General features: G+C 70.8%; 30 protein-coding genes, 1 tRNA gene and 1 riboswitch. Of the genes, 12 read left to right on the top strand and 19 right to left on the bottom strand.

The window, feature by feature from the left end:
* Positions 1–50: 50 nt before the first annotated feature.
* The 3 genes from M1D56_RS08045 to M1D56_RS08035 are packed head-to-tail and all read right to left on the bottom strand — an operon-like array spanning position 51 to position 1,924.
* Positions 51–1,133: a DNA polymerase IV gene (locus M1D56_RS08045; protein WP_456285176.1), complete on the bottom strand. Its 1,083-nt coding sequence runs from the start codon at positions 1,131–1,133 to the stop codon at positions 51–53.
* Between the two features lie 31 nt (positions 1,134–1,164).
* Complete coding sequence (locus M1D56_RS08040; protein WP_282977725.1) at positions 1,165–1,674, bottom strand: GNAT family N-acetyltransferase; 510 nt, start codon at positions 1,672–1,674, stop codon at positions 1,165–1,167.
* A gap of 16 nt (positions 1,675–1,690) precedes the next feature.
* Positions 1,691–1,924, bottom strand: coding sequence for a PLDc N-terminal domain-containing protein (locus M1D56_RS08035; RefSeq protein WP_271171838.1), 234 nt, complete (start codon positions 1,922–1,924; stop codon positions 1,691–1,693).
* 60 nt (positions 1,925–1,984) lie between these two features.
* On the opposite strand from M1D56_RS08035, the gene M1D56_RS08030 reads away from it, so the two are divergent.
* A complete protein-coding gene (locus M1D56_RS08030) occupies positions 1,985–2,506 on the top strand; it encodes an RES domain-containing protein (protein WP_456285175.1) in 522 nt (173 codons plus the stop codon).
* Positions 2,507–2,533: 27 nt separating this feature from the next.
* Here the strand turns inward: M1D56_RS08030 and M1D56_RS08025 are convergent, their stop codons facing one another.
* Positions 2,534–3,199: an HAD family hydrolase gene (locus M1D56_RS08025; protein WP_456285174.1), complete on the bottom strand. Its 666-nt coding sequence runs from the start codon at positions 3,197–3,199 to the stop codon at positions 2,534–2,536.
* A 138-nt stretch (positions 3,200–3,337) separates the two neighbouring features.
* Between M1D56_RS08025 and M1D56_RS08020 the strand changes: the two genes are divergently transcribed.
* On the top strand, positions 3,338–4,090 hold the full coding sequence (locus M1D56_RS08020) for a class I SAM-dependent methyltransferase (protein ID WP_456285173.1): 753 nt from the start codon (positions 3,338–3,340) through the stop codon (positions 4,088–4,090).
* The gene (locus M1D56_RS08015) at positions 4,087–4,842 is read left to right on the top strand and encodes a phosphotransferase (RefSeq protein WP_456285172.1); all 756 of its coding nucleotides are present in this window, start codon (positions 4,087–4,089) and stop codon (positions 4,840–4,842) included. Before M1D56_RS08020 ends, M1D56_RS08015 begins: the two co-directional genes overlap by 4 nt.
* A 50-nt stretch (positions 4,843–4,892) precedes the next feature.
* Here the strand turns inward: M1D56_RS08015 and M1D56_RS08010 are convergent, their stop codons facing one another.
* Entirely contained in the window at positions 4,893–5,606 is a 714-nt protein-coding gene (locus M1D56_RS08010) for a transglycosylase family protein (RefSeq protein WP_456285171.1), read from the bottom strand.
* 232 nt (positions 5,607–5,838) lie between these two features.
* Positions 5,839–6,315, bottom strand: a complete 477-nt coding sequence (locus tag M1D56_RS08005; RefSeq protein WP_456285170.1) for a GNAT family N-acetyltransferase — start codon at positions 6,313–6,315, stop codon at positions 5,839–5,841.
* Between the two features lie 62 nt (positions 6,316–6,377).
* Between M1D56_RS08005 and M1D56_RS08000 the strand changes: the two genes are divergently transcribed.
* A complete protein-coding gene (locus M1D56_RS08000; RefSeq protein ID WP_456285169.1) occupies positions 6,378–6,845 on the top strand; it encodes an ASCH domain-containing protein in 468 nt (155 codons plus the stop codon).
* A 3-nt stretch (positions 6,846–6,848) separates the two neighbouring features.
* Here the strand turns inward: M1D56_RS08000 and M1D56_RS07995 are convergent, their stop codons facing one another.
* Complete coding sequence (locus tag M1D56_RS07995; RefSeq protein ID WP_456285168.1) at positions 6,849–7,424, bottom strand: TetR/AcrR family transcriptional regulator; 576 nt, start codon at positions 7,422–7,424, stop codon at positions 6,849–6,851.
* Positions 7,425–7,497: 73 nt separating this feature from the next.
* On the opposite strand from M1D56_RS07995, the gene M1D56_RS07990 reads away from it, so the two are divergent.
* From M1D56_RS07990 to M1D56_RS07980, 3 genes are all read left to right on the top strand, one after another.
* A complete protein-coding gene (locus M1D56_RS07990; protein WP_324011299.1) occupies positions 7,498–7,896 on the top strand; it encodes a VOC family protein in 399 nt (132 codons plus the stop codon).
* A gap of 61 nt (positions 7,897–7,957) precedes the next feature.
* The gene (locus M1D56_RS07985) at positions 7,958–8,521 is read left to right on the top strand and encodes a dihydrofolate reductase family protein (protein WP_456285167.1); all 564 of its coding nucleotides are present in this window, start codon (positions 7,958–7,960) and stop codon (positions 8,519–8,521) included.
* Between the two features lie 31 nt (positions 8,522–8,552).
* Positions 8,553–9,464, top strand: coding sequence for a hypothetical protein (locus tag M1D56_RS07980; protein ID WP_456285166.1), 912 nt, complete (start codon positions 8,553–8,555; stop codon positions 9,462–9,464).
* Positions 9,465–9,466: 2 nt separating this feature from the next.
* On the opposite strand, the gene M1D56_RS07975 is transcribed toward M1D56_RS07980, so the two are convergent.
* Both M1D56_RS07975 and M1D56_RS07970 read right to left on the bottom strand, forming a co-directional pair.
* Positions 9,467–10,183 (bottom strand): formylglycine-generating enzyme family protein, encoded by a 717-nt coding sequence (locus tag M1D56_RS07975; protein WP_456285217.1) that lies wholly within the window; start codon positions 10,181–10,183, stop codon positions 9,467–9,469.
* 40 nt (positions 10,184–10,223) lie between these two features.
* Complete coding sequence (locus tag M1D56_RS07970) at positions 10,224–10,898, bottom strand: GOLPH3/VPS74 family protein (RefSeq protein ID WP_456285165.1); 675 nt, start codon at positions 10,896–10,898, stop codon at positions 10,224–10,226.
* A gap of 111 nt (positions 10,899–11,009) precedes the next feature.
* Positions 11,010–11,074: riboswitch (guanidine-III (ykkC-III) riboswitch) on the top strand.
* A gap of 10 nt (positions 11,075–11,084) precedes the next feature.
* Here M1D56_RS07970 and M1D56_RS07965 point away from each other — a divergent pair.
* From M1D56_RS07965 to M1D56_RS07955, 3 genes are read left to right on the top strand one after another with little or no spacing between them, the layout of a single operon-like run.
* Positions 11,085–11,399 (top strand): DMT family transporter, encoded by a 315-nt coding sequence (locus tag M1D56_RS07965; protein ID WP_456285164.1) that lies wholly within the window; start codon positions 11,085–11,087, stop codon positions 11,397–11,399.
* Position 11,400: 1 nt separating this feature from the next.
* Positions 11,401–11,742, top strand: coding sequence for a DMT family transporter (locus M1D56_RS07960; protein ID WP_324011305.1), 342 nt, complete (start codon positions 11,401–11,403; stop codon positions 11,740–11,742).
* A 10-nt stretch (positions 11,743–11,752) separates the two neighbouring features.
* Positions 11,753–12,481: an SDR family NAD(P)-dependent oxidoreductase gene (locus tag M1D56_RS07955; protein ID WP_324011307.1), complete on the top strand. Its 729-nt coding sequence runs from the start codon at positions 11,753–11,755 to the stop codon at positions 12,479–12,481.
* 3 nt (positions 12,482–12,484) lie between these two features.
* Here the strand turns inward: M1D56_RS07955 and M1D56_RS07950 are convergent, their stop codons facing one another.
* From M1D56_RS07950 to M1D56_RS07935, 4 genes are read right to left on the bottom strand one after another with little or no spacing between them, the layout of a single operon-like run.
* Positions 12,485–12,772 (bottom strand): hypothetical protein, encoded by a 288-nt coding sequence (locus M1D56_RS07950; protein WP_271171823.1) that lies wholly within the window; start codon positions 12,770–12,772, stop codon positions 12,485–12,487.
* 19 nt (positions 12,773–12,791) lie between these two features.
* A complete protein-coding gene (locus M1D56_RS07945) occupies positions 12,792–13,814 on the bottom strand; it encodes an LLM class flavin-dependent oxidoreductase (protein ID WP_456285163.1) in 1,023 nt (340 codons plus the stop codon).
* A gap of 47 nt (positions 13,815–13,861) precedes the next feature.
* Positions 13,862–14,617, bottom strand: coding sequence for an SGNH/GDSL hydrolase family protein (locus M1D56_RS07940; RefSeq protein WP_271171821.1), 756 nt, complete (start codon positions 14,615–14,617; stop codon positions 13,862–13,864).
* Between the two features lie 9 nt (positions 14,618–14,626).
* Positions 14,627–15,976, bottom strand: a complete 1,350-nt coding sequence (locus M1D56_RS07935) for an MFS transporter (RefSeq protein ID WP_456285162.1) — start codon at positions 15,974–15,976, stop codon at positions 14,627–14,629.
* Between the two features lie 122 nt (positions 15,977–16,098).
* Between M1D56_RS07935 and M1D56_RS07930 the strand changes: the two genes are divergently transcribed.
* Positions 16,099–17,382, top strand: a complete 1,284-nt coding sequence (locus M1D56_RS07930; protein WP_456285216.1) for an MFS transporter — start codon at positions 16,099–16,101, stop codon at positions 17,380–17,382.
* Between the two features lie 3 nt (positions 17,383–17,385).
* Here the strand turns inward: M1D56_RS07930 and M1D56_RS07925 are convergent, their stop codons facing one another.
* From M1D56_RS07925 to polA, 3 genes are read right to left on the bottom strand one after another with little or no spacing between them, the layout of a single operon-like run.
* Complete coding sequence (locus M1D56_RS07925; protein WP_456285161.1) at positions 17,386–18,420, bottom strand: LLM class flavin-dependent oxidoreductase; 1,035 nt, start codon at positions 18,418–18,420, stop codon at positions 17,386–17,388.
* 54 nt (positions 18,421–18,474) lie between these two features.
* On the bottom strand, positions 18,475–20,148 hold the full coding sequence (locus tag M1D56_RS07920) for a DUF885 domain-containing protein (RefSeq protein ID WP_456285160.1): 1,674 nt from the start codon (positions 20,146–20,148) through the stop codon (positions 18,475–18,477).
* A gap of 16 nt (positions 20,149–20,164) precedes the next feature.
* Entirely contained in the window at positions 20,165–22,795 is a 2,631-nt protein-coding gene (polA, locus tag M1D56_RS07915) for a DNA polymerase I (RefSeq protein WP_456285159.1), read from the bottom strand.
* Positions 22,796–22,842: 47 nt separating this feature from the next.
* On the opposite strand from polA, the gene M1D56_RS07910 reads away from it, so the two are divergent.
* Positions 22,843–23,253, top strand: a complete 411-nt coding sequence (locus M1D56_RS07910) for a hotdog fold thioesterase (RefSeq protein ID WP_271171816.1) — start codon at positions 22,843–22,845, stop codon at positions 23,251–23,253.
* A 134-nt stretch (positions 23,254–23,387) separates the two neighbouring features.
* On the opposite strand, the gene M1D56_RS07905 is transcribed toward M1D56_RS07910, so the two are convergent.
* The 3 genes from M1D56_RS07905 to pyk form a co-directional block, all read right to left on the bottom strand.
* Positions 23,388–24,005: an ANTAR domain-containing response regulator gene (locus M1D56_RS07905; protein WP_271171815.1), complete on the bottom strand. Its 618-nt coding sequence runs from the start codon at positions 24,003–24,005 to the stop codon at positions 23,388–23,390.
* Positions 24,006–24,040: 35 nt separating this feature from the next.
* Positions 24,041–24,123 (bottom strand) — tRNA-Leu (locus M1D56_RS07900).
* 67 nt (positions 24,124–24,190) lie between these two features.
* Positions 24,191–25,636, bottom strand: a complete 1,446-nt coding sequence (gene pyk / locus M1D56_RS07895; RefSeq protein WP_271171814.1) for a pyruvate kinase — start codon at positions 25,634–25,636, stop codon at positions 24,191–24,193.

The raw sequence follows: 25,636 nt of genomic DNA, 5'->3' as shown, positions 1-25,636 counted from the left end.
GCGGGCCGAGACGCCGACTTCAGGGGCAGGTTCGTGTGTGCCGGGACGGGTCAGATGCGACCGCGGACGGGAGTCCGCTCGACGGGGTCGCCTCCCTCGGGCATGACCATCTCAGCGCGCACGCCGAGAAGGCGCACCTCGCGCTCGTGGTCCAGCGTCTCACCGAGCGCAACCGCCGCGGCGACGACGACGTCGCGATCCAGCGTCGGCTCTGCCAGCTTCCGGCCGAACGTCTTCGTGATGAATGGCGCGTAGCGCACCTTCAGGTTCACACGGGTCACGGCGCGCCCTTCGGCCTCGCAGTCGGCGAACGCCTCGGCCGCGAGCTCGCGCAACGCCGACTCCACCTCGTCCGGCGTGGTCAGGTTGTGCTGATACGTCGTCTCCCGGCTGTGGCTGCGCGCGATCCAGGGCGTGTCATCGACCACCGCTGGACCGAGCCCCGACCCGAGCTCGTGATACCAGACGCCCATCTTCGGACCGAACTCCGTCACGAGTTCCTGACGATCCGCATCGGCGAGCTGACGCACCGTTTCGATGCCGTGATCGGCGAGGCGCTTCTGCACCTTCGGTCCGACGCCCCAGAGGTCCCGGGTGGGCTTCTCCCCCATCACCTCGAACCAGTTCTCGGCCGTGAGTCGGAACATCCCGCGCGGTTTCCCGAACTCCGTTGCGATCTTCGCGCGCACCTTGTTGTCGCCGATACCTACCGAGCAGTGCAGCGATGTCGCCTCGAGCACCGCAGCCTGCGCCTCTCGAGCGACCCTCTCGGGGTCATCGCTCGTGACCCCGAGGAAGCACTCGTCCCATCCGATCACGTCGAGCACCACACCCGGAAGGCCGCGAAGGGTGCTCATCACCTCCTCCGACGCCGCTTCATAGGCAGCGTGGTCGACGGGGAGGAAGACGGCGTCATCGGGCGCCTTTCGCGCCGCGATCTTGAGCGGCATCCCCGACCCGATTCCGAATTTCCGTGCCTCGTACGAGGCCGTCGAGACGACGGCCCGCTCAGTCGGGTCGCCCCGCCCGCCGACGATGACCGGCTTTCCGGCGAGCTCCGGACGTCGCAGCACCTCGACCGCGGCGATGAACTGGTCCATGTCGACGTGCAGCACCCAGGGAACCGGAGTCATGGAACGAGTGTGTCGCGCCGCGACGAGGATGTCACCCCGTTGCGTCCCGCGACGCGCGGCGCATCCGCGCCTCGACGATCCCAGGAACGGCATCATCGGCCTGTTCCTGGCCATCGAACTCGAACCCGTTCTTGCGGTAGAACGCGATGGCTCGCGGGTTCTCCTTCGCCACCCACAGTACACACGCATCGTGGCCGACCGCGGCGTCGAAGAGCGCCTGCCCGATCCCTGCACCGTGCCATCGAGAGCGCACGTAGAGCGTGTACAGCTGGCGTGAAGAGGAGTCGGTCCCGCTCTCGCTGCCCGGTCCGGCGGAGACGAAGCCGACGAGCTCATCCCCCAACGCGGCGGTGAGCACCGTCCATTCGGGTCGCGGGTTCGCGAGGATGCGCTCCCACATCGTCTGACGCATCTCCAGGTGCGCGTCACCGAAGAAGTCGCTTGGAAGCAGATGCCCGTACGTCTCGCGCCACGTGAGCACATGCAGTCGCGCGAGCACGGGAGCGTCGGCAGGCAGCGGACGCCGGATCAGCATCTCCATGGCGTCATCATGGCAGTCAGCGCTGAAGCATGTGCCGTCGTCGTCCCACGACGAACCACGCGATGGCTCCGAACACAGGCACGATGACGACGAGCGCACCCCACAGGAGATCCCCGTAGCCAGGGGCTCGTCGCCGCATCCGCGCGATCGACACCAGTGCGAGGATGGCCAGAACCACGGCGGCCGCGACGCATGAGGACCACGCGATGTCGGTCCAGGCCGGGATCAGCGGGTTCAGTTGTGGATCCACCTGGCCGAGCGTAGCAATGGGCACAGCCGTACCGGTACCGGCCGATGGGATCATCAGGGGATGGGCGAGACGAGCGTTCTCATTGACGTACGCGGCATCTTCTACCGCGCGATCGACCGCCGATTCCGGGCTGCCGCGCTGGCCGGCTCTCGCGCTCCCGGTCGCTACTCACGATCCCACCAGCCGACGCTCTACCTCAGCGCTACCCGCGAAGGCGTCGAGGCCGCCATGATCGCGCACCGTGGCGCGCGGGCTGCACAACTCGACATCGTGGCCGTGGAGGTCACCGCTTCCCGCATCGCCGATCTCCGCAACACCTCTGCGATGGAATCACTCGGCATCGATCCGTCTGACGCGACAGCCCCATGGCAGGAGAAGGTCGAAGTCGGCGAGACGCCGCCGTCGTGGCACGTTCGAGACCGCCTCGTATCCGCCGGAGCGCAGGGACTCATCGACCCTTCACGAAAGCGGCCGCCTCTCTGGCACCTGGTTCTCTTCCGCTGGAATGTGCCAGACGGCCCGTCTGTTCAGCCCCTCGGTGCGGAGGACGGCTTCGATGGCGGAGGCGCTTCGCGCTCCTGAAGCGCTGCCTGACCCGCCCGTCATGCCTCAGGTGAACTCGAGCTCGGCGAGACTCGTCACCCTCCGGCACTCGGTCGTCGGCCGCGAGTTCTCACGATCGAGGTACACCGGGAACACCCCCGCACCTCGTGCCCCGCAGACGTCGGCGTCCCAGTTGTCCCCCACCATCCACGCGTCACGAGCGTCGACGTCGATCGCCCCGAGCGCCGCATGGAACGCCCGCGGGTCAGGCTTGCCGGCCGGAAGCTCGCTGCTGAACACGGCCGCATCGATGGCCTCGGCGAGCCCGAACCGCTCGAGCTTCCGCATCTGCTGGGCCGCCTGGCCGTTCGACAGCACGACGATCCGCAATGAGGCCGCACGCGCTCTCTGCAGAGCGGGAAGGGCGTCCGCGTACCGCTGCCAGCCCGCTTCATACCGCTCGAGGTAGGTCGAGAACAGCTCGGACGCCTCGGCATCGGTCAGCTCCAGCCCGAGGAACTCCCGGACGCGCTCGCGCCGCTGATCCTCGAACCCGATCTCACGCAGCTGGTACCGCCGGTAATGGCGCTCGGCGATGAGGTGCCACCGCTCCGCGACGTCCGCGGCGGTGTGTCTCTGCTCCGTCGCCCAGGCGCGTGCGGCCGCGTCCTGCGCCGACCGCGTATCGAGGAGCGTGCCGTCGAGGTCGAAGATCACGCCGCGCAAGGTCATCGCGGCATCAGCCCCTCGAGCGCGTGTCCCACCCGCTCGTCTCGCCCGTCGCTCACGCCCCGAGCCTATGCGGCGCACTCCCCCGAGCCTATGCCGCACACTCCCCCGCGCCGTGCATCCGCACCTAGCATGAGGAGCATGCAGCCGGAGCTCGCACGCACTTTCCTCGACATGGGCGCCGAATACGAGCGCTACCGTCCCGGGTTCCCGGACGACGCGGTCGCCGTGTTCGCCTCGGAGCGTCTCGGCGACGTCCTCGATCTGGGCGCGGGGACGGGAAAGCTCACCCGCAAGCTCGTCCCGCTGGCCGATCGCGTGGTCGCCGTCGACCCCTCGGAGCCGATGCTCGACCAGCTGCGCATGATCCTGCCGGCCGTCGACGTCCGCGTCGGCACCGCCGAGGACATCCCCGCGCCCGATCAGAGTCAGGACCTCGTGACGGTCGCACAGGCGTTCCACTGGTTCGATGAGTCGCTCGCGTGCGCCGAGATCGCGCGCGTGCTCCGGCCAGGCGGTGCGCTGGCCCTCCTGTGGAACACCTACGACCCCGAGTGCGCATGGGATCGCGCCTGCGCCCGAGTGCTGCATCCAGGATGGTCCGACCAGATCTCCGAGCGGACCCTCCCGCCCGCGATGTCGCCCCTCCCCGGTTTCCGCCCCGTGACGTCCGCCTGGATCCCGTGGAGCGAGCGCATCACGCGTGACGACTACCTCGCCCGCTGGATGACGGTCAGCACGGCACGCGCCGCCGATGAGGACACGCGCGCCGATATGCTCTCCCGCCTCGAGGAGATCCTCGACCACGACCCGGACACGCGCAGTCGAACGGACCTCGACCTGCACCAGGGCACCGAGGTGTACGTCTACCGGCACGACACCGGGATCGCATGACAGAGTGCACGGAGGTGCCGCTCACGGGCGGCAACGCAACCGGCGACGTCGTCCGCGTCGGAGACACGGTGCGCAAGCCCTGGACGCGGAACTCCGCACGCATCGCGACGTTCCTCTCCGCGCTCCGCGCGCAGGGTGTCGACGCGCCCCGGCCGCTCCCGCGCGACGACCGGGGGCGGATGGTCCTGGAGTACATCGGAGGCACGACCGCGCTCGAAGGCGATCCGCTCACGCTCTCCGAGCTGGCTCGAGTCGGTCGCATGGTTCGCGAGATCCACGACGCGAGCGCGACCATCCCGATGGATGGCACGCACGACTGGGATGTGCTCATCCCGGCAGCGGACGGGGATCTCCTCTGCCACAACGACCTCGCTCCCTGGAATCTCGTCATCGGCGAGCGATGGGTTTTCATCGACTGGGACGGCGCGGGCCCGAGCACGCGCCTGTGGGACCTCGCGTACTCGGCTCAGGCCTTCACGCTCAACGACGCCGCGCAGCCGCCGCTCGAGGCGGCCGCCTGCCTCCGCGCCTTCGTCGACGGGTACGGCGCCGACGCCGATCTGCGCGACGCGCTGCCCCAGGCGATGGCCGCTCGCGCTGCGGCCATGCACCGCCTCCTCGCCGAGGCGCATGCGGACGGGCGCGAGCCGTGGGCGACGATGCATGTCGAGGGTCACGGCCGGCATTGGCGAACCGTGACGTCCTTCGTCGAGGAGCACGTGGACATCTGGACGCGCGCACTCGCCGTCTGAGCACGCCGGAGGCGCGCGGCCATCGGGCCGCGCGCCTCCGATAGGTCACCTCACTGCGCAGGCAGCACGAGCTCCTGGTCGACCTCGATGAGGTCCGGGTTCGAGAGGATGTCCTGGTTGACCGCGAAGATGCCGAGCCAGCCGCTCTCGATGCCGTTCGCCTCCGCGATCTCGAAGAGCGTGTCGCCGGCCTGAACCGTGTAGGTCTCGTCCGACGGCTCGACGTCCGGGAGGTCATACGTCGGCTCGGCGGGAGCGGCCGCTGCCGGCTCCTCCGCCGGCGCAGCAGTCTCGGCGGGGGCGGACTCCTCCGCCGGTGCCGAGTTCTCGGCCGGCGCGGTGTTCTCGGCCGGTGCCGCGGGCGCCGACTGCTCCGAGCCGCTCGTGTCGGCACCGCCGGTCGCGCCGATCTGCGCCGAGCAGGTGGGCCAGGCGCCCCAGCCCTGTGTTGCGAGCACGTTCTCGGCGACCCGGATCTGCTCCTCGCGCGACGCAGCGGCCGGGTTGCCCGTGCCGCCGTTCGCCTGCCACGTCTCCATCGAGAACTGCAGGCCGCCGTAGTATCCGTTGCCGGTGTCGATCGCCCAGTTGCCGCCGGACTCGCACTGCGCGAGGGCGTCCCACGTGGCGCCGTCGGCCGCATTCGCGGCCGTCGGGATGAACGTCGCCGCTGCTGCCGCAGCGGCGACTCCCGCGACAGCGAAGCCACCCCGCAGGCGTCGGGTCGTGCGGGTGACGGGTCGGGTATTCCTGTTCGGGTGCACTCTGAACTCCGCGGCCCCGTCTCGCTGCGCGCACCTCGCGTGCAGCGACCGCCCGACCGGTAAATCTGTCGATTTCAGGGAACGAAGGACTCTCGGGGCGGACTCGACGGCCATCCTTCGCGGTTCAAGGTGGCCACCTTAGGCAGAGATCACGAACAGATAACAAACCGATCCAGCGTCTTGCCAGCGGGTTCTTGAGTTCCGTTCGAGTCGCGACCCTCCTCCGTCCCGGTCAGCCCAGCCGCTTTCGGAGGAAGACCTGGGCCGTCCCGTCGCCCTCCTCGATCCGCTCCGTCTCGCGGTATCCCTGCCGCTCGTAGAGCCGGATGTTCGCCTCGCTCAGCGAGCCCGTGAAGAGCTCCGCTTCACGAGCGCCGGCGGACGCTCCCCTGACTTCGACGGCGTCGAGCAGCCGCGACCCGATTCCATGTCCCTGCACGTCGGGCGCGATCGCGATCCGTCCGATGAGGAGGAGCTCGCCGTCGATCCGCGCGCGGAGAGCCCCGACCATCCGCCCGCCGTCCAGCGCGACGCAGCCGAGATTCTCCCGCAGCTCCCAGCGCACCTCGTCGAGGGTCTGGGTGAGCGGCGGCATGTCCGCGCTTCCGTAGATCTGCGCCTCCGAGACGAATGCCGCGCGCTGAAGGGTCATCACCTCTCCCGCGTCCTCTTCGCGGATCTCACGGATGTCCAGGTCGAGTTCGCCCATGCCGGTCACGCTATCGCGTGGGCGCGGAAGGATGGCGCGCCGACGGCGGATAGGGTCGGAGGATGAGCGCAGCGCCGACCGTCGAGGAGTTCTGGGAGCGGGCGAGAAGGGCGGTCGCGGATCTCCCCGCTGCTCCCACCGAGAGCTGGGCCTTCGGCGCGACGCCAGAGCACGCCGACGGCCTGCTCGCTCTCGTGCTGGCCGGCGTGAAGACCGGCACCGCCTCCGCGCTCTGGGACTACGAGGCGACCGGAGACCGCCTGCCGCAGGCGGGCGACCTCAGCGTCATCCTGGACGGCTCGGGGGCACCGCGCGCGGTCATCCGCACCACGAGCGTGCGCGTCGTGCCCTTCGACGAGGTGGACGCGGAGCACGCGCACGCCGAGGGCGAGGGCGACCGCACCCTCGCCGCATGGCGCGCGATCCACGAGAGATTCTGGTCCGAGCACGGAGAGAGCGGCCGACCCTTCTCGCCCGACATGCCGGTGCTGTGCGAGCGCTTCGAGCTCGTGTTCGCCGCCGACGACTGAGCCTCACACGACCGCCGCGAGCAGGCGCTCGAGTGCGAGGTGGGCCTGCCGTCGGATCGCGGCGCCGCCGCCCTTCTCCACGATCCACAGCGCCGCCTCGTTCATCGCACCGGAGAGCTGGCGCGCCAGCGCCTCGGCCTCCTGGCCGCGCAGCCCGCACGCACGCAGGGCGTCGAGAAGGTGCACACCCGACGCCGCGTCGTCCTGCGCGCGCCACTGGCTCCATCCCATCGCGGCCGGCGCCTCGACGAGAAGCACCCGCGCAGCCTCACCCTCGGTGATCGCGTCGACGAAGGCGTGACTGCCGGCGACGAGCTGGGCGCGGGGGTCCTCCCCCGCGGCTTCGGCCGCCGTGATGACGGCGGCCGCGACGTCCTCCTGCAGCCGCGCCGCGGCCGCGTCGAACAGCCCGCGCTTCGAGGCGAAGTGGTGGTAGACCGCGCCGCGCGTCACGTCGGCGGAGCGGGCGATGTCGTCCACAGACGCGTCGGCGAACCCGTGCGTCGCGAAGGCCCGGGTCGCGACGGCGAGGATCCGCCGGGCGGTGGCGGCCGCGTCTGCGGCGGATGATCTCGGCATGGCCCTTCCTTTACGTACGTGGTGTATGTATCCTAGCCGCACAATACATACACACTGTACGTAAAGGACCATCATGACCGTGACGAGCTTCTATCCCGTGCTGATGACCACCGACGTCGCGACGACGAGCGCGTTCTACCGGCGCGTCCTCGGCTTCGAGGCGACGTTCGAGGCCGACTGGTACGTCAGCCTCCGCCGCGGGGACGCAGAGCTCGCGATCCTCGATCACGCGCATGAGACGATCCCGCGTGGCTTCGGTCGTCCTCCCGCGGGCGTGATCCTGAACCTCGAGGTCACGGATGTCGACGCCGTGATGGCCGAGATGCCGTCCGACGTCCACGTGGTGCTCCCCCTGCGCGACGAGGCGTTCGGCCAGCGGCACGCCATCCTCGAGGGTCCGGACGGCGTGCTCATCGACGTCATCCAGCCGATCGAGCCGTCACCGGAGTTCGCACAGGCGTACGCGGTCTGAGCGCCCGGCCGATGTCGGAGGTGTGCGGCAGGATGGCCTGACATCGACGCCGGGAGGACACATGACCAAGCTCGTCTACTACACAGCGACCACGCTCGACGGATTCCTCGCGGATCCGGACGACTCGCTGGACTGGCTGCTCCGGCAGCCGCTCGACAAGGGCGGGGCCAACGACTACGACGCCTTCATCGAGGGGATCGGCGCGATCGTCATGGGCTCGACGACCTACGAGTGGGTCGTGCGGCACCACCCCGGGCAATGGCTCTACACGATGCCCGCGTGGGTGATGACCTCGCGCACGCTCGCGCTGCCCGAGGTCGACGCCGCCGACATCCGGTTCCGCTCCGGCGGCGTCCGCGCGGTCTACGAGGAAATGGTCGACGCCGCGGAAGGGAAGGACCTGTGGGTCGTCGGCGGCGGCGATCTCGTCGGGCAGTTCGCCGACGAGGGTCTGCTCGACGAGATCATCTCGTCGATCGCTCCGGTGACCCTCGGCGCAGGGCGGCCGCTCCTCCCCCGCCGATACGACCTCGAGCTGCTCGACGTCGCCCGCAACGGCGGCTTCATCATGGCGCGCCATCGCTTCGTCGGGCCCCTCCAGGAGGATCGAGAGCAGCGACCCTGAGACGGACACGTCGTGTGGGACACTCCCGAGTATGACCACCTTCGCTCGAGGACTCGCGGTCGCTGTCGTCGCCACCGGAGCGGTGCTATTCGCGGGATGCGCCACCGCGCCCACCGATCCGGTGGTCTCGGAGAAGCCGGCGGCGACCCGACCTTCCGGCCTGCTGGCGACGCGCGGTGCCGTCACGGTCATCGATCCCGGCGACGGAGCCCACCTCTGCCTCGGCGGCGTCGCCGAGTCGCTGCCCCCGCAGTGCGCGGGTGTGCCGCTGGTCGAGTGGGACTGGAGCGCGCTCGACGGTGAATACGAGGAGCAGGGCGGCGTGCGGTGGGGCGACTTCGCCGTCACCGGCTCGTACGACGCCGACGCCGGCCAGTTCACGCCGGTCGAGGTCGTCCCGGCCGCGGAGATTCCCCAGCCGCCGGATTCTCCCTCGGACGAGCCCATCGGGACACCGTGCGCGGAGCCGGATGGCGGATGGCGGGTCGTCGACGAGTCGCGCGTCTCTCTCGACGACTTCCACGCCGCCACCGCGCACGCTTCCACGGTCGAGGGGTATGCGGCGACCTGGGTGGACATGTCCCGGAATCCGGCAGCGGGCGCGGATCCCCTGGATCCCGCGGTCGAGGCGCAGTTGAGCGACCCGCGTCATACGATCCTCAACGTCGCCGTCGCGGGCGATCCGGCTGCCGCAGAGGCGTCCATCCGGGCCCTGTGGGGCGGGATGCTGTGCGTCACGCGTGCCGAGCGCACGGAGGCCGAGCTCGTGGCGCTCCTCCAGGAGATCATCGACGGCCCCGGCGTTCTCGGCGGCGGTGTCGACGGGATCGCGGGCACGGTCGGCATCACCGTCGTCCACGACGACGGCAGCCTCCAGGCGGAGCTCGACGATCGCCACGGCGAGGGGCTGGTCATCGTGAGCTCCGCCCTCCTCCCCGCCTGACCTCAGCGGCGCGGCGTCCAGCCAGACGGGAGGGGCCCATCCGCGAGGGCCCGTTCGCGGTCCGCCTCGGCCGACCATCCCTGGGCAGCGTCCTCGCCGTCGTACGCGCCGCGCGCCAGGCGGAAGCCCACATCCTCGTGGTGCATGCGCGGGGCGCCGCCGCGCCGCACCGAGGCGCGCACGCTCCACGCGTCGTCGGCGAATCCGCCGCCGCGGAACACGCGGCAGTCGTCGTACCGCGCGGGGTCGAGCAGGTCCCAGCACCACTCCCAGACGTTGCCGAGCGTGTCGAACAGCCCGTTCAGGTTCGGCATCTTGCCGCCGACCTCCTGCGGGGCGGTCACCCCGTCCGCCGCGGTCCACGCGACGTCCGAGAGCTCGCCGTAGTGCGGGCCCTTCGAGCCGGCACGGCACGCGAACTCCCACTCGGCCTCCGTCGGCAGGCGATAGCCGTCGGCGCCGACGTCCCAGTGCACCTCTTCCCCGTCGAACGTGTAGACGGGGTCGAGGCCCTCCCACTCGGATGCCGCGTTGCAGAAGCGGACGGCGCGCTGCCAGCTCACGCAGGCCGGATGCGTCGCCGTCACGCCGAGGAGCTCGGCGAGCTGCTCCTCGGTCACGGGATAGACCCCGATCCCGAACGGCTGGAGCGCGACCGTGCGGCGCTCCTTCCGGCGCGCATCGTGCAGGGTGACGGTGCCGGGCGCGATCGACGCCATCTCGAAGTCGACGGAGCTCACTCCCCCATTGTCGCCGCGTTCAGCTCGCGGCGCTCGCCCCGGCGATCATCGCGGGCATGATCGCCGCCGTCATGATCGCCGCGTTCATCGCCTGCACCGCCCGCTCGACTGCCGTGCCCGCCGGCGACGACTCCACGATCTCCCCGATGCGCGCCTTGAGCGCCCGCGGGCGCCGCCCGCCCGCCTCGTCGGCGAGCACGTGCCGGGCCACGTCGAGCCCCTGGAGGATGGCGAGGATGGTCGTGTCCGCGACCCCGGGGTCCGCCGCGCCGTCGAGGACGGCCGCGAGCCGCGCCCGCAGGCTCGCCTCCGGCGCGCCGTCCCGTTCCGGCGTGCGCGGCTTGCCGAGCCCCCAGAAGGTGCGCTCGCCGACCTCGAGCACCCCGGCCTTCACGAGGGACGCGACCACCTCCCGCTCGGGATCGAGCTTCGACCAGGTGATGACCGACTCCAGCCGTGCGCCGTCCTTCGCCCGCAGGCGGATCATGGCCTCGTCGAGCACGGGATGGCCCGTGGGCGCGTCCGAGAGCACGCGGATCCGAGGCTTCTTCTCGTCCGTGAGGCTCACCCGCCCCGCGAGCACGAGATCCGTGATGAGCGCGGCCGCCTCTCCGTAGGCGCGCATCGTGCCCGGGCGCTCCTGGGTGCCGGCGGCGTTCGTGAGCAGCAGGTGGAGTTCCTCGACGATCAGCATGCTCCGACGCTACGTCTCGCCCTGTCGGCGGACATCCCTCTTCCGACGGATCTGCCCCCGCGGAGCATCCGCTGCCCAGCGGATGCTCGGACGCCGTCGATATCCTCGTTCGCGGGGCCGGCACCCGGCCCGCGGACGAGGGGGCCGTACCCGCACCACGACAAGACGGACTCAGAAGGGCCGAGAATGGCTTGGGTCATCCTCATCCTCTCGGGCGTCCTGGAGGCCGTATGGGCCTCGGCGCTCGCCGCATCGAAGGGCTTCCGGAGATGGAAGCCCACTCTGCTGTTCTTCGCGACCATGCTGCTCAGCCTCTGCGGCCTCGCGTGGGCGATGAACGAGCTGCCCACCGGCACCGCGTACGCGGTCTGGGTCGGCGTGGGCGCGACGCTGACGGTGGTCTGGGCGATCGTGACCAAGCAGGAGAAGGCGAGTGCCGCGCGCATCGCCCTGCTCGTGCTGCTCGTGGCCTGCATCGCGGGCCTCAAGGCGGTGAGCTGACATGGCGTGGCTCATCCTCATCGCGAGCGGCCTCCTCGAGGCCGTGTGGGCGACGGCGCTCGGCCTCTCCGAGGGCTTCACGCAGCCGCTCCCGACTCTCGTCTTCGCCCTCTCCGCCGTCCTCAGCATGGTCGGCCTCGGCTGGGCCGTGAAGCGCATCCCGATCGGCACCGCCTACGCGGTCTGGACCGGCATCGGGGCGGCCCTCACCGTCGTGTGGGCCATGGCCACCGGGGTCGAGCCGGTGTCGCTGTGGAAGGTCGTCTTCCTCGCGGGCATCATCCTCGCGGTCGTGGGCCTCAAGCTCGTCCCGGATGGCCGTCCCGAACCCGCCGACGACTAACGTGAGAGGCGTGTCACGCCCTCTCACCCTGATCACCGGAGGCACGCGCGGGATCGGCGCCGCGATCGCGCGACGCCTCGCATCCGACGGCCACGATCTCGTCCTCGGCTTCACGCGGGACGAGGGCGCCGCTGCGCGCACGCGCGCCGAGATGGAGGATCTCGGCGCGCGGTGCCGCGTGGTGCGGGCCGACGTGACCACCGACACCGGCATCGAGACGCTGTTCGCGGCCGCCGATCCCGCGCGCCTCACCGGCGTCGTCAACAACGCGGGCGCGACGCTCCACATCGGCCCTCTCGTCGACACCCCGGTCGACGTCATCCGGACGGTCATCGACCTCAACCTCACCGCGGCGGTCCTCGTCGCGCGCCGCGCCGTGTCCCAGCTGCCCGACGGCGGCGTCCTCGTGAACATCTCATCCGGGGCGGCGACGACCGGCTCGCCCGGCGAGTACGTCCACTACGCCGCCGCGAAGGCCGGCGTCGACGCCCTCACGAAGGGTCTCGCGATCGAGGCCGCCGCGCGAGGGATCCGCGTCATCGGCGTCGCGCCCGGAACGATCGAGACCGACATCCACGCCGATGCGGGCGACCCCGGGCGCCCGGCACGCGTCGCGGCCGCGCATCCGCTGGGGCGCGCCGGCCGACCCGAGGAGGTCGCCGGAGTGGTCGCCTTCGCCCTCTCCCCCGACGCGTCCTACGCGGCCGGCGCGACCATCCGCGTCACCGGCGGGCGCTGATTCTCAGCCGTCGAGCCCGCGATGCCCGGCCCAGAGGCGTGCCGCCTCGCCGGCCGCGGCATCGATGAGCGCGTCGATCTCGGCGTCGCGCCGGACCGCGAAGGACACGTACGCCCCGCGGCCGCCGGCCGTGGGCCGACCGTACGCCTTCGCGGCGAGCGAGCCGTCCGGCAGCAGCCGCACCGTGATGCTCTGCAGCTCGAACTCCTCGCCGCGCCGTTCGTCGCGCCAGCGCAGATGCTCGGGGATCGACACGTTGAAGGCGAGCGCATTGACCTCGGGACTCGTCATGATCCGAGACTACGGCCGCTCAGCGCCAGCCGAGGCCCGGAGCGACGTGACGGAGGATCGACTCGATCGCGTGCGCGTTGTACTCGACGCCGAGCTGGTTGGGCACCGTCAGGAGCAGCGTGTCGGCCTCGGCGATCGCCTCATCCCCCGCGAGCTCCTCGATCAGCTCGTCGGGCTCGCCCGCATACGAGCGCCCGAAGACCGAGCGCGTGCTGTCGATGTAGCCGAACTGGTCGTCGCGCTCGCCGCTGCCCAGGAAGTAGCGGCGATCTCGGTCGTCGACGATCGCGAAGATCGACCGTGAGACCGAGACGCGCGGCTCGAACCCGTGATCGTGACGCGCCCACTCCTCGCGGAACGCCCGGATCTGCGCGGCCTGCTGCACGTGGAAGGGCTCGCCGCTCTCGTCGTCCTTGAGCGTCGAGCTCATGAGGTTCATGCCGTGCTGGGCCGCCCACGCCGCCGTCGCATTCGAGCCCGCACCCCACCAGATCCGCTGCCGGAGTCCCTCCGAGTGCGGCTCGAGCCGGAGCAGCCCCGGCGGGTTCGGGAACATCGGGCGCGGGTTCGGCTCGGCGAAGCCCTGGCCCTCGAGCAGCGTGAGCAGGAGCTCGGTCTTCTGGCGGGCGGCCTGCGCCCCCGACGGATCGTCCTCGGCCGCCTGGTAGCCGAAGTAGCGCCATCCGTCGATCACCTGCTCGGGTGACCCGCGCGAGATGCCGAGCTGCAGTCGGCCGCCCGAGATCAGGTCGGCGGCTCCGGCGTCCTCGACCATGTACATCGGGTTCTCGTACCGCATGTCGATCACGCCCGTGCCGAGCTCGATGCGGCTCGTCTTCGCGCCCGCGGCGGCGAGCAGCGGGAAGGGCGACGCGAGCTGCCGCGCGAAGTGGTGGACGCGGAAGTACGCGCCGTCGGCGCCGAGGTCCTCGGCCGCCTGTGCGAGCTCGATGGACTGCAGCAGCACGTCGGCCGCGCTGCGCGTCGCCGACTCGGGGTGCGGCGTCCAATGGCCGAAGGAGAGGAATCCGATGCGCTTCACGTCACCATGCAACCACGGGTGCTGCGCGTTTTATTCCATTGAATAGGTCAGGTCGCGGGGGCGATCGTCGTCCAGCTCGCGTACTTCGCCTGACGTCCGTCTCCCGACGAGCGGCGCGTCAAGCGGCGCTTCACCCACGGGAGAACGTGCTCGCGGTAGTACCGCGTGCGCTCGAGGTGCACGACGCCCTCGTGTGGGAGATCCCACCAGGTCTCGGGCGCGTCCGCGCCGAGCGCGGTGAGGACGCGCGCCGCGACACGGTGATGCCCGCGCACGTTCATGTGCAGCCGGTCGGCAGACCAGAACTCGGGCCGCGACAGCACGCGATCGGGCCAGTTGAGTGCCTGGATGACGTCGCCCCGCCCCTCGATCCGGCGGAGCACCGCCGCCGACAGCTCGTCGCCGCGTCGCTGGATGAGGCCCGACAGCGGCAGCCCGGCCGACGGATTCGCCCCCGACAGCAGGATGAGGCGCACGCCCTCCTCGTCGCAGCGCGCGAGCACGCGCGAGAAGGCGTCCGCGATGCTCTCGATCGCGACGCCCGGGCGCAGCATGTCGTTGCCGCCCCCGTTGAACGACAGGTGCGTGGGGCGCAGGGCGAGCGCCGGCTCGAGCTGCTCCTCGACGATCGGCCAGGCGAGCCGCCCGCGGATGGCCAGGTTCGCGTACTCGATTGGCTCGCCGAGGCTGTCGGCCCATCCCTGGGCGGCGATGTCGGCCCACCCGCGCGGGCGGCCGTCCGGCAGCTCGTCTCCCACGCCCTCTGTGAACGAGTCGCCGATGGCGACGTAGCGGATCGTCATCCCCCCAGGCTATCGAGCGTCCGCGAGCGTGGCCTCGAGCACCTCCCCGCGCTTGTCGGCGAGCGGGATGGTCCCGAGCGCCGCGATCGCGAAGAACGCCGAGAACACCGTGAACACGAGGCCCGCGCCGCCGACGGTCAGCGCCCACGGAGTGAACAGCGGGGCGATGATGGATGCGATCCGCCCGGCGCCGGCCGCCCAGCCCGCGCCCGTCGCCCGCACGCTCGTCGGGTAGAGCTCGGGGGTCACCGCGTAGAGCGCACCCCACGCGCCGAGGTTGAAGAACGACAGCAGCGAGCCGTAGAGGAGGATCTGCCACAGCTCGCCCGACGTGCCGTAGAGGATGGCCGCGACCGCGGATCCGACGAGGAACGTCGAGAGCGTGATGCGGCGCCCCCAGACCTCGATGAGCCAGGCGGCGACCGCGTAGCCGGGCAGCTGCGCGAGGGTGATGAGCAGCGTGAACTCGAACGAGCGGACGAGGTCGTAGCCCTGCTGCACGAGGATCGTCGGGATCCAGATGAACGCCCCGTAGTAGGAGAAGTTCACGCAGAACCACACGAGCCAGATCGCGCTCGTGCGCACGCGGAGCGCGGGCGACCACAGCGCGCCGACGGCCGATGCCCCCTGAAGCGGGGCCGCGGCGTACGGGGTCGGCTTCGGTGCGGGAGCAGCGCTCGGTGCGGGCCGCCGCGACGCGGCCTCGAAGCGCCGCACGATCGCATCGGCCTCGGCGTGCCGCCCCTTCGACTCGAGCCAGCGCGGGGACTCCGGCATCCCCCAGCGGATGACGAGCGCGTACGCCGCCGGGACGGCGCCGAGCAGGAACGCCCACCGCCATCCGTCGTCGGAGGCCCCGACGACGAACGTCCCGATGAGCGCCGCGAGCGTCCAGCCGACGGCCCAGAACGCCTCGAGCACGACCACGAGGCGCCCCCGGATGCGCGCGGGCGCGAACTCGGCGACGTACGTCGACGCGACGGGCAGCTCGGACCCGAGTCCGAGCCCCACGAAGAACCGCAGCACGATGAGCATCGCGACGCCGCCGACGAGCGCGCTGGCCCCGGTCGCGACGCCGTAGACGAGCAGCGTGAGCGCGAAGACCTGGCGGCGCCCCAGCCTGTCGGCGAGCAGGCCCCCGAGGCTCGCGCCCACGGCCATCCCGACGAAGCCGACCGAGGTGATGAGCCCCGCCTCGGCGCCCGTGATCCCCCACTGCGCCGTGAGCGCGGCGATGATGAACGAGATGAGGCCGACGTCCATCGCGTCGAGCGCCCACCCGATGCCGGATCCCGTGAGGAGCCGCGCATGCTGCCGGTTGAACGGGAGGTCATCCAGACGCGCAGAGGGGTTCGCCATGCCTCCAGGTTAGTGTCACCTCGACATGAAGCGCGCGCGGCCAGGAGTAGCCTGAGAGGACGACTTCCCCAACACCCGGAGGACATGTGAGAGCCCGCATCGCGCCCCCGTCAGCCGCGTGGATGTGGACGATCTGGATCGTCGCGGTCCTCGCGTATGTGCTCTCGGTCGCGAACCGCACCTCGCTGTCCGCCGTCGGCGTCGATGCCGCCGAGCACTTCAGCGCCGACGCGTCGACGCTGTCGATGTTCGCGGTGCTGCAGCTCGGCGTCTACGGCCTCATGCAGATCCCGATCGGCCTCTGGCTCGACCGGTTCGGCGCGCGCCCGATCATGGCGATCGGGATGGCCGTGATGGCGGCCGGTCAGCTCATCATGGCGGTCTCCCCCAACGTGGGCGTCGCGATCTTCGCGCGCATGCTGCTGGGAGCCGGCGACGCCGCGATCTTCCCGAGCGCGCTCCGTCTCGTCGCGACGTGGTTCCCCGCCCAGCGCAACCCGATCATGGTGCAGCTCACGGGCATCGTCGGGCAGATGGGCCAGCTCGTGGCCATCCTCCCCCTCGCCGCCCTCCTGCATGCCACGTCGTGGTCGATCGCGTTCGGGAGCCTCGCCGGCCTCGCCGTGCTCTTCACGATCCTCATCGTGGCGCTCGTGCGGAACCACCCGCCCGAGCGCGAGGCCGACGTGTCCGTGGACACCGAGACGGGCGCGATCCGGGTCGTCACGAGCGCGATCGACACGCGCGTCGGCATCCGCGCCGCCTGGGCGAACCCGGGCACGCGCCTGGCCTTCTGGTCGCACTTCACGACCCCGTTCGCGGGCACGGCGTTCGTCATGCTGTGGGGCTTCCCGTTCCTCACCTCAGGCGAGGGGCTCTCGGCCGCTCAGGCGTCGACCGTGCAGAGCGTCTTCGTGCTCATGGGCATCGTGTTCGGGCCGCTCATCGGCATCCTGTCCTCGCGCAACCCCACGCGCCGCTCGCACCTCCTCGTCCTGCCGATCGTCGCCATCCAGCTCATCGCATGGATCGCCGTGCTCGCGTGGTCCGGACCCGCCCCGTTCGCGGTGCTCCTCCTGCTCGCCGTCGCGCTCGCGCTCGGCGGCCCGGCGTCGATGATCGCGTTCGACCACGCGCGGACCTTCAACCCCTCGCACCAGCTGAGCACCGCGACGGGCATCACGAACGTCGGAGGCTTCCTCGCCGGCCTCCTCGCGATCCTGTTCATCGGCGTCGCCCTCGACCTGCAGGGCGCGAGCGACCCCTCGGCCTACTCGCTCGGGGCGTTCCGGATCGCGTTCCTCACGCAGATCCCGATCTGGCTCGTGGGCGCGGCGTTCATCATCCGCGAGCGCAAGCGCACGCGGATCCGGATGGGCCTCGACAAGCCGCGCGGGGAGCGCTGAGGGTCAGCCCGCCTCGGCCAGCAGCTCGCGCACGCGCGGGAGCACGCGGGTGCCGTAGAGCTCGATGCTCTTCATCATGAGCTCGTGCGGCATCGTGCCGGTGGCGTACTTCAGGTCGAAGCGCTGCACGCCCAGCGCGCGCACGGTGTCGGCGATCTTGCGGGCGACGGTCTCCGGCGACCCCGCGTACACGGCGCCTTCGGGCCCGACCTCGTGCTGGAACCGCATGCGGCTGTACGGCGGCCACCCGCGCTCGGCGCCGATCGTGTCGTGCATCGCCTGGAAGCCCGGGTACGCCTCCTCCCACGCCTGCTCGTCGGTCTCCGCGACATGCCCCGGCGAGTGCACGGCGACGGGCAGGTCGGGCTTCTCGAACGACGCGAGCGAACGGCGGTAGAGGTCGACGAACGGCGCGAACCGCCGCGGCGCACCGCCGATGATGGCGAGCATGAGCCGCGCGCCGTGCCGGGCCGCCCGCACGACCGACTCGGGCGACCCGCCCACGCCGACCCACAGCGGCACGCCGTGCTCGGTCTTGGGGAAGACGTCCGCGCTCTCGAGCGCGGGGCGCATCGTGCCGGTCCAGGTGACCGGCTCCTCGCGCAGCAGCCGGACGAGGAGGTCGAGCTTCTCCTCGAAGAGCGCCTCGTAGTCGCGCAGGTCGTAGCCGAACAGCGGGAACGACTCGACGAACGAGCCGCGACCCGCGACGACCTCCGCCCGGCCGTTCGAGAGCGCGTCGAGCGTCGCGAACCGCTCGAACACCCGGACCGGGTCGTCGCTCGAGAGCACCGTGACGGCGCTGCCGATCCGGATCCGGGTCGTGGTCGCCGCGATCGCGGCGAGGACCGTCTCAGGACTCGAGACCGCGAAGTCGCGCCGATGGTGCTCGCCCACGCCGAAGAAGTGCAGCCCGACCTCGTCGGCGAGCTGCGCCTGCGCGACGACGTTGCGGATGGTCTGGGCGTGGGAGATCAGCTCGCCGTCGGCGCCGCGCGTGACGTCGCCGAAGGTGTCGAGCCCGAGTTCGATGTCCATGTCGGATCCTCTCTATTCATCCGCATGAACCGCGCCGACCGCGGCCGCATTCCCTCAGGCGAGCAGCGCGGTCTTGAGCGTGTCGAGGCCCACGCCGCCCATGTCGAGCGCGCGCCGGTGGAACTCCTTGATCGAGAACGCGTCGCCGCGCTGTGCGGCATAGGCGTCGCGCACCTGCTCCCAGATGCGCTGGCCGACCTTGTACGCGGGCGCCTGGCCGGGCCAGCCGAGGTACCGGTTCACCTCGAACCGCACGAACTCGTCGGACATGTTGACGTTCTCGCGCAGGAACCCGAGCGCGAAATCGGCGTCCCACGTGCCCTCGCCGTCGGGGCGCGGCTTGCCGAGGTGCACGCCGATGTCGAGCACGACCCGAGCCGCGCGCATGCGCTGGCCATCGAGCATCCCGAGGCGGTCAGCCGGATCGTCGAGGTAGCCCAGCTGCTCCATGAGCCGCTCGGCGTACAGCGCCCACCCCTCCGCGTGGCCCGAGGTGCCGGCCAGCAGTCGCCGCCAGCTGTTGAGCTCGGCGCGGTTGTGCACGGCCTGCCCTATCTGCAGGTGATGCCCCGGGACACCCTCGTGGTACACGGTCGTCAGCTCGCGCCACGTGTCGAACTCGGTGACGCCCTCCGGCACGGACCACCACATGCGCCCGGGCCGCGAGAAGTCGTCCGTCGGGCCCGTGTAGTAGATGCCGCCCTCCTGCGTGGGGGCGATCATGCACTCGAGCCGTCGGACGGGCTTGGGGATGTCGAAGTGCGAACGGCCCAGCTCCGCGACCGCGCGATCGCTCGTCTCCTGCATCCACTCCCGCAGCGCCTCGGTCCCCACGAGCTTCCGCGACGGATCGGCCTCGAGGAATGCGACGGCCTCCGCGACGCTCGCTCCCGGCACGATCTCGCGCGCGATCGACTCCTGCTCGGCGACCATGCGGGCGAGCTCCTCGATGCCCCACTCGTACGTCTCGTCGAGGTCGATCGTCGCGCCCAGGAAGCGGCGCGAGTTGAGGGCGTAGAGCTCGCGCCCCACGGCGTCGTCCTCGCCGGCCGCTCCGGCGAGCTCCGCGGTCAGGAACCGTTCGAGGCGATCGTAGGCCTCGCGTGCCGCGCGCGAGCCCCGCTCCAGGTCGGACGCGAGCGCGCCCGGCAGCTCGGCGCCGTCGGCCGTCGCGTCGGAGGCGAGGCCCGCGAAGAACCCGTCGGCGGCCGTGTAGCGCGGGATCTGCGCTGCCACCTCGCGCACCTGCCGCACGGCGGGCACCACGCCCTGCGCGATGCCCTCGCGCAGCGTCGCGATGTACCCGTCGATAGCCGCGGGCACGGCGCCCAGGCGCCGCGCGATGACGGCCCACTCGTCGGCCGTGCCGGTCGGCATGAGGTCGTAGACCTGGCGGATGTCCTGGGGCGCGCTCGCGATGACATTGAGGTCGCGCAGGTGCCACCGCGCCTCGTGCAGCTCGAGGCCCAGTCGGAGCTCGCTCGAGAGGTCTGCCCGGGTGACCCGGTCGACGTCGTCGACGGGCTCGGCGGCTTCGAGAGCTGCGAGGGCCGAGCGAGCCGCTTCGGCGTGACGCTCCACCCCCTCGGGGCTGAAGTCGTCGTAGCGGTCGTTCGCCTCGTCGCGCCCGATGTACGTCGCGAGGATGGGCGACAGCTCGACGAGCGTGTCGACCCAGCCCTCCGCGATGCGGTCGATCTCGGTCTGCGGGCGCGCGTCGGGCGTCATGGCGTTCTCCTCCATGTCAGTGGGCTGCCTGGTTCCAGTCGGCGCCGAGGCCGATCTGCACGTCGAGCGGGACGGTGAGCTCGGCGGCTCCCGCCATCCGCTCGCGCACGATGCGCTCGACCTCGTCGCGCTCGCCCGGCGCGACCTCGACGACGATCTCATCGTGGATCTGCAGGAGCAGCCGCGAGCGGAGACCGAGGAGGTCCTGGTGCACGCGGAAGAGCGCGATCTTCATGATGTCGGCAGCGGAGCCCTGGATGGGGGCGTTGAGCGCGGCGCGCTCGGCGTTCTCCCGCAGCACGCGGTTCGGGCTCATCAGGTCGGGGAACGGGCGACGACGGCCGAAGATCGTCTCGGTGTAGCCGTCGACCCGGGCCTTCTCGACCGACGAGCGGAGGTAGTCGCGGACCGCGCCGAACCGGGCGAAGTACTCGAGCATGAGGGTCTTCGCCTCGGACTGCTCGATGCGCAGCTGCTTGGACAGGCCGAATGCCGAGAGGCCGTACACGAGGCCGTACGACATCGCCTTGACCTTCGTGCGCATCTCGCTCGTGACCTCCTCGGGGGCGACGCCGAAGACGCGCGCGCCGACGAACCGGTGCAGGTCCTCCCCCGCGTTGAACGCCTCGATCAGACCGGGGTCGCCCGAGAGGTGCGCCATGATGCGCATCTCGATCTGCGAGTAGTCGGCGGTCAGCAGCGTGTCGAAGCCCTCGCCGACCTCGAAGGCCGAGCGGATGCGGCGCGACTCCTCGGTGCGCACCGGGATGTTCTGCAGGTTCGGGTCGGTGCTCGACAGGCGGCCGGTCTGCGACCCGGTCTGCACGTAGGTCGTGTGGACGCGGTGGTCGTCGCCGATCGCGAGGTCGAGTCCGTCGATGATCTGCTTGAGCTTCGTCGCCTCGCGGTGCGCGAGCAGGAGGCCGAGGAACGGGTGGTCGGCCTTCTCCTGCAGCTCCGCGAGCGCGCCGGCGTCGGTCGTGTACCCCGTCTTCGTCTTGCGGGTCTTCGGCAGGTCGAGCTCGACGAACAGCACCTCCTGCAGCTGCTTGGGCGACCCGAGATTCACCTCGTGCCCGATCGTGGCGTAGGCGTCCTGCGCGAGCTGCTGCGCGCGGGCGCCCAGCTCGCTCGAGAACGCCGACAGCTTCTCGTGCGAGACGGCCACCCCCGCGAGCTCCATGTCGGCGAGGGCGAGGAGGGTCGGCAGCTCGATGTCGGTGAGGACGGGGACGACCGACTCGGGCAGCGCCGCCCGCAGGGCCTGCGCCACGCGCACGGTGAACCACGAGCGCTGGCCGGGCGTCGCCCCCTCGTTCTCGGGCACGAGCTGCGAGGGGTCGGCTTCCGGCAGCTTCTCCTGCAGGTACGTGTCGACGAGGTTCGCGAGCGTCTTGTCGGGGAAGCTCGGCCTCAGGAGCCATCCGCCCAGCAGCACGTCGAAGGCCAGCCCCGCCACGTCGAGCCCCGCGCGCCGCAGCGCCTTGACCTGCGGCTTCGCATCGGCGAGCACCTTCGGGGCGTCGGACGCGAGCCAGGGCGCGAGCGCGTCGCGCACGTCGTCGCTCCACTCGGCCTCGACGATCGAGGCCTCGGTCGCGAGGCCCACGCGCACGGGAAGGCCGCCCGCGATCACGAGCGTGACGCCGACCTCGCCGTCGGCCGCCGCGTCGACCCACGCGGCGAGCTCGGCCGCGGGGATCTCGGTCGGCGCGGGCACCTCGACAGCGGGCTCCGCCTCGACGCCGTCGGCCGGGGCGCCCGCGACCTGCAGCACGCGGCTCATGAGCGCGCGGAACTCGAGCCGCGCGAACACGTCGCGCAGGGCCTGCGCGTCGATGCCGTCGCGCTTCAGGTCGTCGAGCTCGACGGGCAGCTCGACGTCGCGCAGCAGGCGGTTGAGGCGCCGGTTGCGGCGCACGTCCTCGATGTGCTCGCGCAGATTGCCGCCGACGACGCCCTTGATCGAGTCGGCTCCCTCGAGCAGCGCGTCGAGCGAGCCGAACTGCGTGAGCCACTTGACCGCCGTCTTCTCGCCCACCTTGGGCACGCCGGGCAGGTTGTCGCTCGTCTCGCCGACGAGCGCCGCGATGTCGGGGTACATCTCGGGCGGCAGGCCGTACTTCTCGACGACCGCCGCGGGGTCGTATCGCTTGAGCTTCGATACGCCCTGCACCGAGGGGTACAGCAGGGTGATGTCGTCGTTCACGAGCTGGATGGTGTCGCGGTCTCCCGAGCAGACGAGCACGTTCCAGCCCGCCTCGGCGCCGCGCGTCGCGAGCGTCGCGAGGATGTCGTCCGCCTCGTAGTCGGGCTTCTCGAGGACGGTCACGTTCATGGCCCGCAGGCACTCCTGCAGGAGCGGGATCTGGCCCTTGAACTCGGCGGGCGTGTCGGCGCGCGTGCCCTTGTACTCCGCGTACTCCCGCGTGCGGAACGACTCGCGCGACACGTCGAAGGCGACCGCGACGTGGGTCGGGTCCTCGTCGCGCAGGAGGTTGATGAACATCGACAGGAAGCCGTGGATGGCGTTCGTGTGCTGACCGTCGGATGTGGAGAAGTTCTCGACCGGGAGGGCGAAGAACGCCCGGAAGGCGAGCGAATGGCCGTCGACGACGAGCAGAGTAGGCTTCGTGGAGTCCGTCACCCGTCCAGCGTAACGAGGGGTGGCGACATCCGAACGACAGGAGCAGGATGACGGAGCTGATCGACGGGATGGCGTGGGCGAAGGCGCGCGGGATGGGCGCGCTCGCCGAGCGGATGGGGATCGAGTTCACGGAGTTCACCGTGGAGCGCGCGGTCGCGACGATGCCCGTCGAGGGCAACACCCAGCCGGTCGGCCTCCTGCACGGCGGCGCCTACGTCGTGCTCGGCGAGTCGCTCGGATCGATGGCCGCCAACCTCTTCGCGGGCCCCGACAAGCTCGCCGTGGGCGTCGACATCAACGCGACCCACACCGCCTCGGCGACGAGCGGACGCGTGACGGGCGTGTGCACGCCGATCCACCTCGGGCGCACGCTCACCGTGCACGAGATCGTCGTCACGAACGAGGAGGGCCGGCGCTGCTCGACCGTCCGGATCACGAACATCATCAAGGACCGGTGAGCGAAGCGAACCGCCCCGGTCGTCGAGCGAGCGGAGCGAGACGAGACGTCGCACGCTGACGACGAAACGCGCACGCGGAACGCGAACGGGCCGGACCTCCGAGGAGGTCCGGCCCGTCGTGCGTGTGCTGCTGCTCAGCTCTTCTTCGGAGCGAGCTGCTCGATGATGGCCTTCGCGACGTCCTGCATCGTGAGGCGGCGGTCCATGGAGGCCTTCTGGATCCAGCGGAACGCCTCGGGCTCGGACAGCCCCATCTTCTCGTTGAGGAGGCCCTTCGCGCGGTCGACGAGCTTGCGGGTCTCGAAGCGCTCGACCATGTCGCTCACCTCGGCCTCGAGCGTGATGATCTGGTCGTGACGGGCCAGCGCGATCTCGATCGCGGGGAGCAGGTCGTTGGGCGTGAACGGCTTCACGACGTACGCGAGGGCGCCGGCCTCGCTCGCGCGCTCGACGAGCTCCTTCTGGCTGAAGGCCGTGAGCAGGACGACGGGCGCGATGTGGTTCTTGCTGAGCTTCTCCGCGGCGCTGATGCCGTCGAGCTGGGGCATCTTGACGTCCATGATGACGAGGTCGGGCCGCAGCTCGGTCGCCAGCTGCACCGCGGTCTCGCCGTCGCCGGCCTCGCCCACGACGTCGTACCCGTTGTCGCGGAGGATCTCCACGATGTCGAGGCGGATGAGGGACTCGTCTTCGGCGACCACCACACGACGGGGCGCCGTCGCGGTGCTCTTCTCGGTCTGCTCTTCGGTCACCGTTCCATCCTAGAGGTCTCGTGGCTGGGAGTTCGTGCCGGTGGTGGGGGTCGAACCCACACGCCCTTTCGGACAGAGCATTTTGAGTGCTCCGCGTCTGCCATTCCGCCACACCGGCATGCATCCCCGACGATACGGCAAACGGGGTCCGGTGCTGAACCGGACCCCGTCGCTGGCGCGTCGCGCTAGGCGTTCTTGTAGACGGGCGCGGCGCCGTGCACCGCGTCGCCCACGCGGTGCACGCGCAGGTCGTTGGTCGAGCCCGAGATCCCGGGAGGAGATCCCGAGATGACGATGACCTTGTCGCCGACCTTCGCGAGGTCGTTCGCGAGCAGGTAGTCGTCGACCTGGAGGAACATCCGGTCGGTGTGCTCGACCTGCTCGACGAGAGCCGAGCGGATGCCCCACGTGAGCGCCATCCGGCGGCGGATGGCCTCGTCCTGCGTGAAGGCGATCATCGGCCGCGGGGAGCGCAGGCGCGACATGCGGCGCGCCGAGTCGCCCGACTGCGTGAACACGCACAGGAACTTCGCGTCGACGAAGTCGGCGACCTCGATCGCGGCCAGCGTGATGGCGCCGCCCTGCGTGCGGGGCTTGGCCGTGAGCGGCGCGATGCGCTCGAGACCGTGGTCCTCGGTCGACTCGATGATGCGCGCCATGGTCTGCACGGTGATCGCGGGGTACTCGCCCACGCTCGTCTCGCCCGAGAGCATGACCGCGTCCGCGCCGTCGAGGACCGCGTTCGCGACGTCGCTCGTCTCGGCGCGGGTCGGCACCGGGCTCGAGATCATGGACTCGAGCATCTGCGTCGCGACGATGACCGGCTTGGCCATCCGGCGCGCGAGCTCGACCGCGTGCTTCTGCACGATCGGCACGGCCTCGAGCGGCAGCTCGACGCCGAGGTCGCCGCGCGCGACCATGATGCCGTCGAACGCGTCGATGATCTCCTCGAGGTGGTCGACCGCCTGCGGCTTCTCGATCTTGGCGATGATCGGGACGCGGCGCCCCTCCTCCGCCATGATCACGTGCGCGCGCTGCACGTCCTTCGCGTTGCGCACGAACGAGAGGGCGATGATGTCGGCGCCGTTGCGGAGGCCGTAGCGGAGGTCCGCCTCGTCCTTCTCGCTGAGCGCGGGCACGTTCACCGCGACGCCGGGCAGGTTGATGCCCTTGTTGTTCGAGACCGCGCCGGCGACGACGACCTCGGTCGTCACGACCGTGCCGTCGGTCTCGAGGACCTTGACGCGGACCTTGCCGTCGTCGATGAGGAGGAAGTCGCCGGGCTTCACGTCGTTCGGGAGGCCCTTGAACGTCGTCCCGACGATCTCCTTGGTGCCGAGGATGTCCTCGGTCGTGATCTTGAAGATGTCGCCCTCGGCCAGCTCGTGCGGGCCGTTCTCGAACTTGCCGAGTCGGATCTTGGGTCCCTGCAGGTCGACGAGGATCGCGACCGGCTTGCCGAGCTCCTCGGCGGCCGCGCGCACGTTCGCGAAGTTGTTGTCGTGGACGGTGTAGTCACCGTGGCTGAGGTTGAAGCGCGCCACGTCGAGTCCGGCCTCGATGAGAGACTTCACGGTCTCCTTGGTCGAGGTGGCGGGTCCCAGCGTGGCGACGATCTTGGCACGTCTCAA

It is taken from the genome of Microbacterium sp. JZ101 (assembly GCF_053903175.1).
The sequence above is the reverse complement of the archived record's forward strand: the minus strand, read 5'-3'. Positions and strand labels throughout refer to the sequence as shown.

What these genes read in the sequence shown, in the direction of transcription:
- M1D56_RS08045 (WP_456285176.1), bottom strand. Translation starts at nt 1,133, where the DNA reads ATGACTCCGGTTCCCTGGGTGCTGCACGTCGACATGGACCAGTTCATC.
- M1D56_RS08040 (WP_282977725.1), bottom strand. Translation starts at nt 1,674, where the DNA reads ATGGAGATGCTGATCCGGCGTCCGCTGCCTGCCGACGCTCCCGTGCTC.
- M1D56_RS08030 (WP_456285175.1), top strand. Translation starts at nt 1,985, where the DNA reads ATGGGCGAGACGAGCGTTCTCATTGACGTACGCGGCATCTTCTACCGC.
- M1D56_RS08025 (WP_456285174.1), bottom strand. Translation starts at nt 3,199, where the DNA reads ATGACCTTGCGCGGCGTGATCTTCGACCTCGACGGCACGCTCCTCGAT.
- M1D56_RS08020 (WP_456285173.1), top strand. Translation starts at nt 3,338, where the DNA reads ATGCAGCCGGAGCTCGCACGCACTTTCCTCGACATGGGCGCCGAATAC.
- M1D56_RS08015 (WP_456285172.1), top strand. Translation starts at nt 4,087, where the DNA reads ATGACAGAGTGCACGGAGGTGCCGCTCACGGGCGGCAACGCAACCGGC.
- M1D56_RS08005 (WP_456285170.1), bottom strand. Translation starts at nt 6,315, where the DNA reads ATGGGCGAACTCGACCTGGACATCCGTGAGATCCGCGAAGAGGACGCG.
- M1D56_RS08000 (WP_456285169.1), top strand. Translation starts at nt 6,378, where the DNA reads ATGAGCGCAGCGCCGACCGTCGAGGAGTTCTGGGAGCGGGCGAGAAGG.
- M1D56_RS07995 (WP_456285168.1), bottom strand. Translation starts at nt 7,424, where the DNA reads ATGCCGAGATCATCCGCCGCAGACGCGGCCGCCACCGCCCGGCGGATC.
- M1D56_RS07990 (WP_324011299.1), top strand. Translation starts at nt 7,498, where the DNA reads ATGACCGTGACGAGCTTCTATCCCGTGCTGATGACCACCGACGTCGCG.
- M1D56_RS07985 (WP_456285167.1), top strand. Translation starts at nt 7,958, where the DNA reads ATGACCAAGCTCGTCTACTACACAGCGACCACGCTCGACGGATTCCTC.
- M1D56_RS07980 (WP_456285166.1), top strand. Translation starts at nt 8,553, where the DNA reads ATGACCACCTTCGCTCGAGGACTCGCGGTCGCTGTCGTCGCCACCGGA.
- M1D56_RS07975 (WP_456285217.1), bottom strand. Translation starts at nt 10,183, where the DNA reads ATGGCGTCGATCGCGCCCGGCACCGTCACCCTGCACGATGCGCGCCGG.
- M1D56_RS07970 (WP_456285165.1), bottom strand. Translation starts at nt 10,898, where the DNA reads ATGCTGATCGTCGAGGAACTCCACCTGCTGCTCACGAACGCCGCCGGC.
- M1D56_RS07965 (WP_456285164.1), top strand. Translation starts at nt 11,085, where the DNA reads ATGGCTTGGGTCATCCTCATCCTCTCGGGCGTCCTGGAGGCCGTATGG.
- M1D56_RS07960 (WP_324011305.1), top strand. Translation starts at nt 11,401, where the DNA reads ATGGCGTGGCTCATCCTCATCGCGAGCGGCCTCCTCGAGGCCGTGTGG.
- M1D56_RS07950 (WP_271171823.1), bottom strand. Translation starts at nt 12,772, where the DNA reads ATGACGAGTCCCGAGGTCAATGCGCTCGCCTTCAACGTGTCGATCCCC.
- M1D56_RS07940 (WP_271171821.1), bottom strand. Translation starts at nt 14,617, where the DNA reads ATGACGATCCGCTACGTCGCCATCGGCGACTCGTTCACAGAGGGCGTG.
- M1D56_RS07935 (WP_456285162.1), bottom strand. Translation starts at nt 15,976, where the DNA reads ATGGCGAACCCCTCTGCGCGTCTGGATGACCTCCCGTTCAACCGGCAG.
- M1D56_RS07930 (WP_456285216.1), top strand. Translation starts at nt 16,099, where the DNA reads ATGTGGACGATCTGGATCGTCGCGGTCCTCGCGTATGTGCTCTCGGTC.
- M1D56_RS07925 (WP_456285161.1), bottom strand. Translation starts at nt 18,420, where the DNA reads ATGGACATCGAACTCGGGCTCGACACCTTCGGCGACGTCACGCGCGGC.
- M1D56_RS07920 (WP_456285160.1), bottom strand. Translation starts at nt 20,148, where the DNA reads ATGACGCCCGACGCGCGCCCGCAGACCGAGATCGACCGCATCGCGGAG.
- M1D56_RS07910 (WP_271171816.1), top strand. Translation starts at nt 22,843, where the DNA reads ATGACGGAGCTGATCGACGGGATGGCGTGGGCGAAGGCGCGCGGGATG.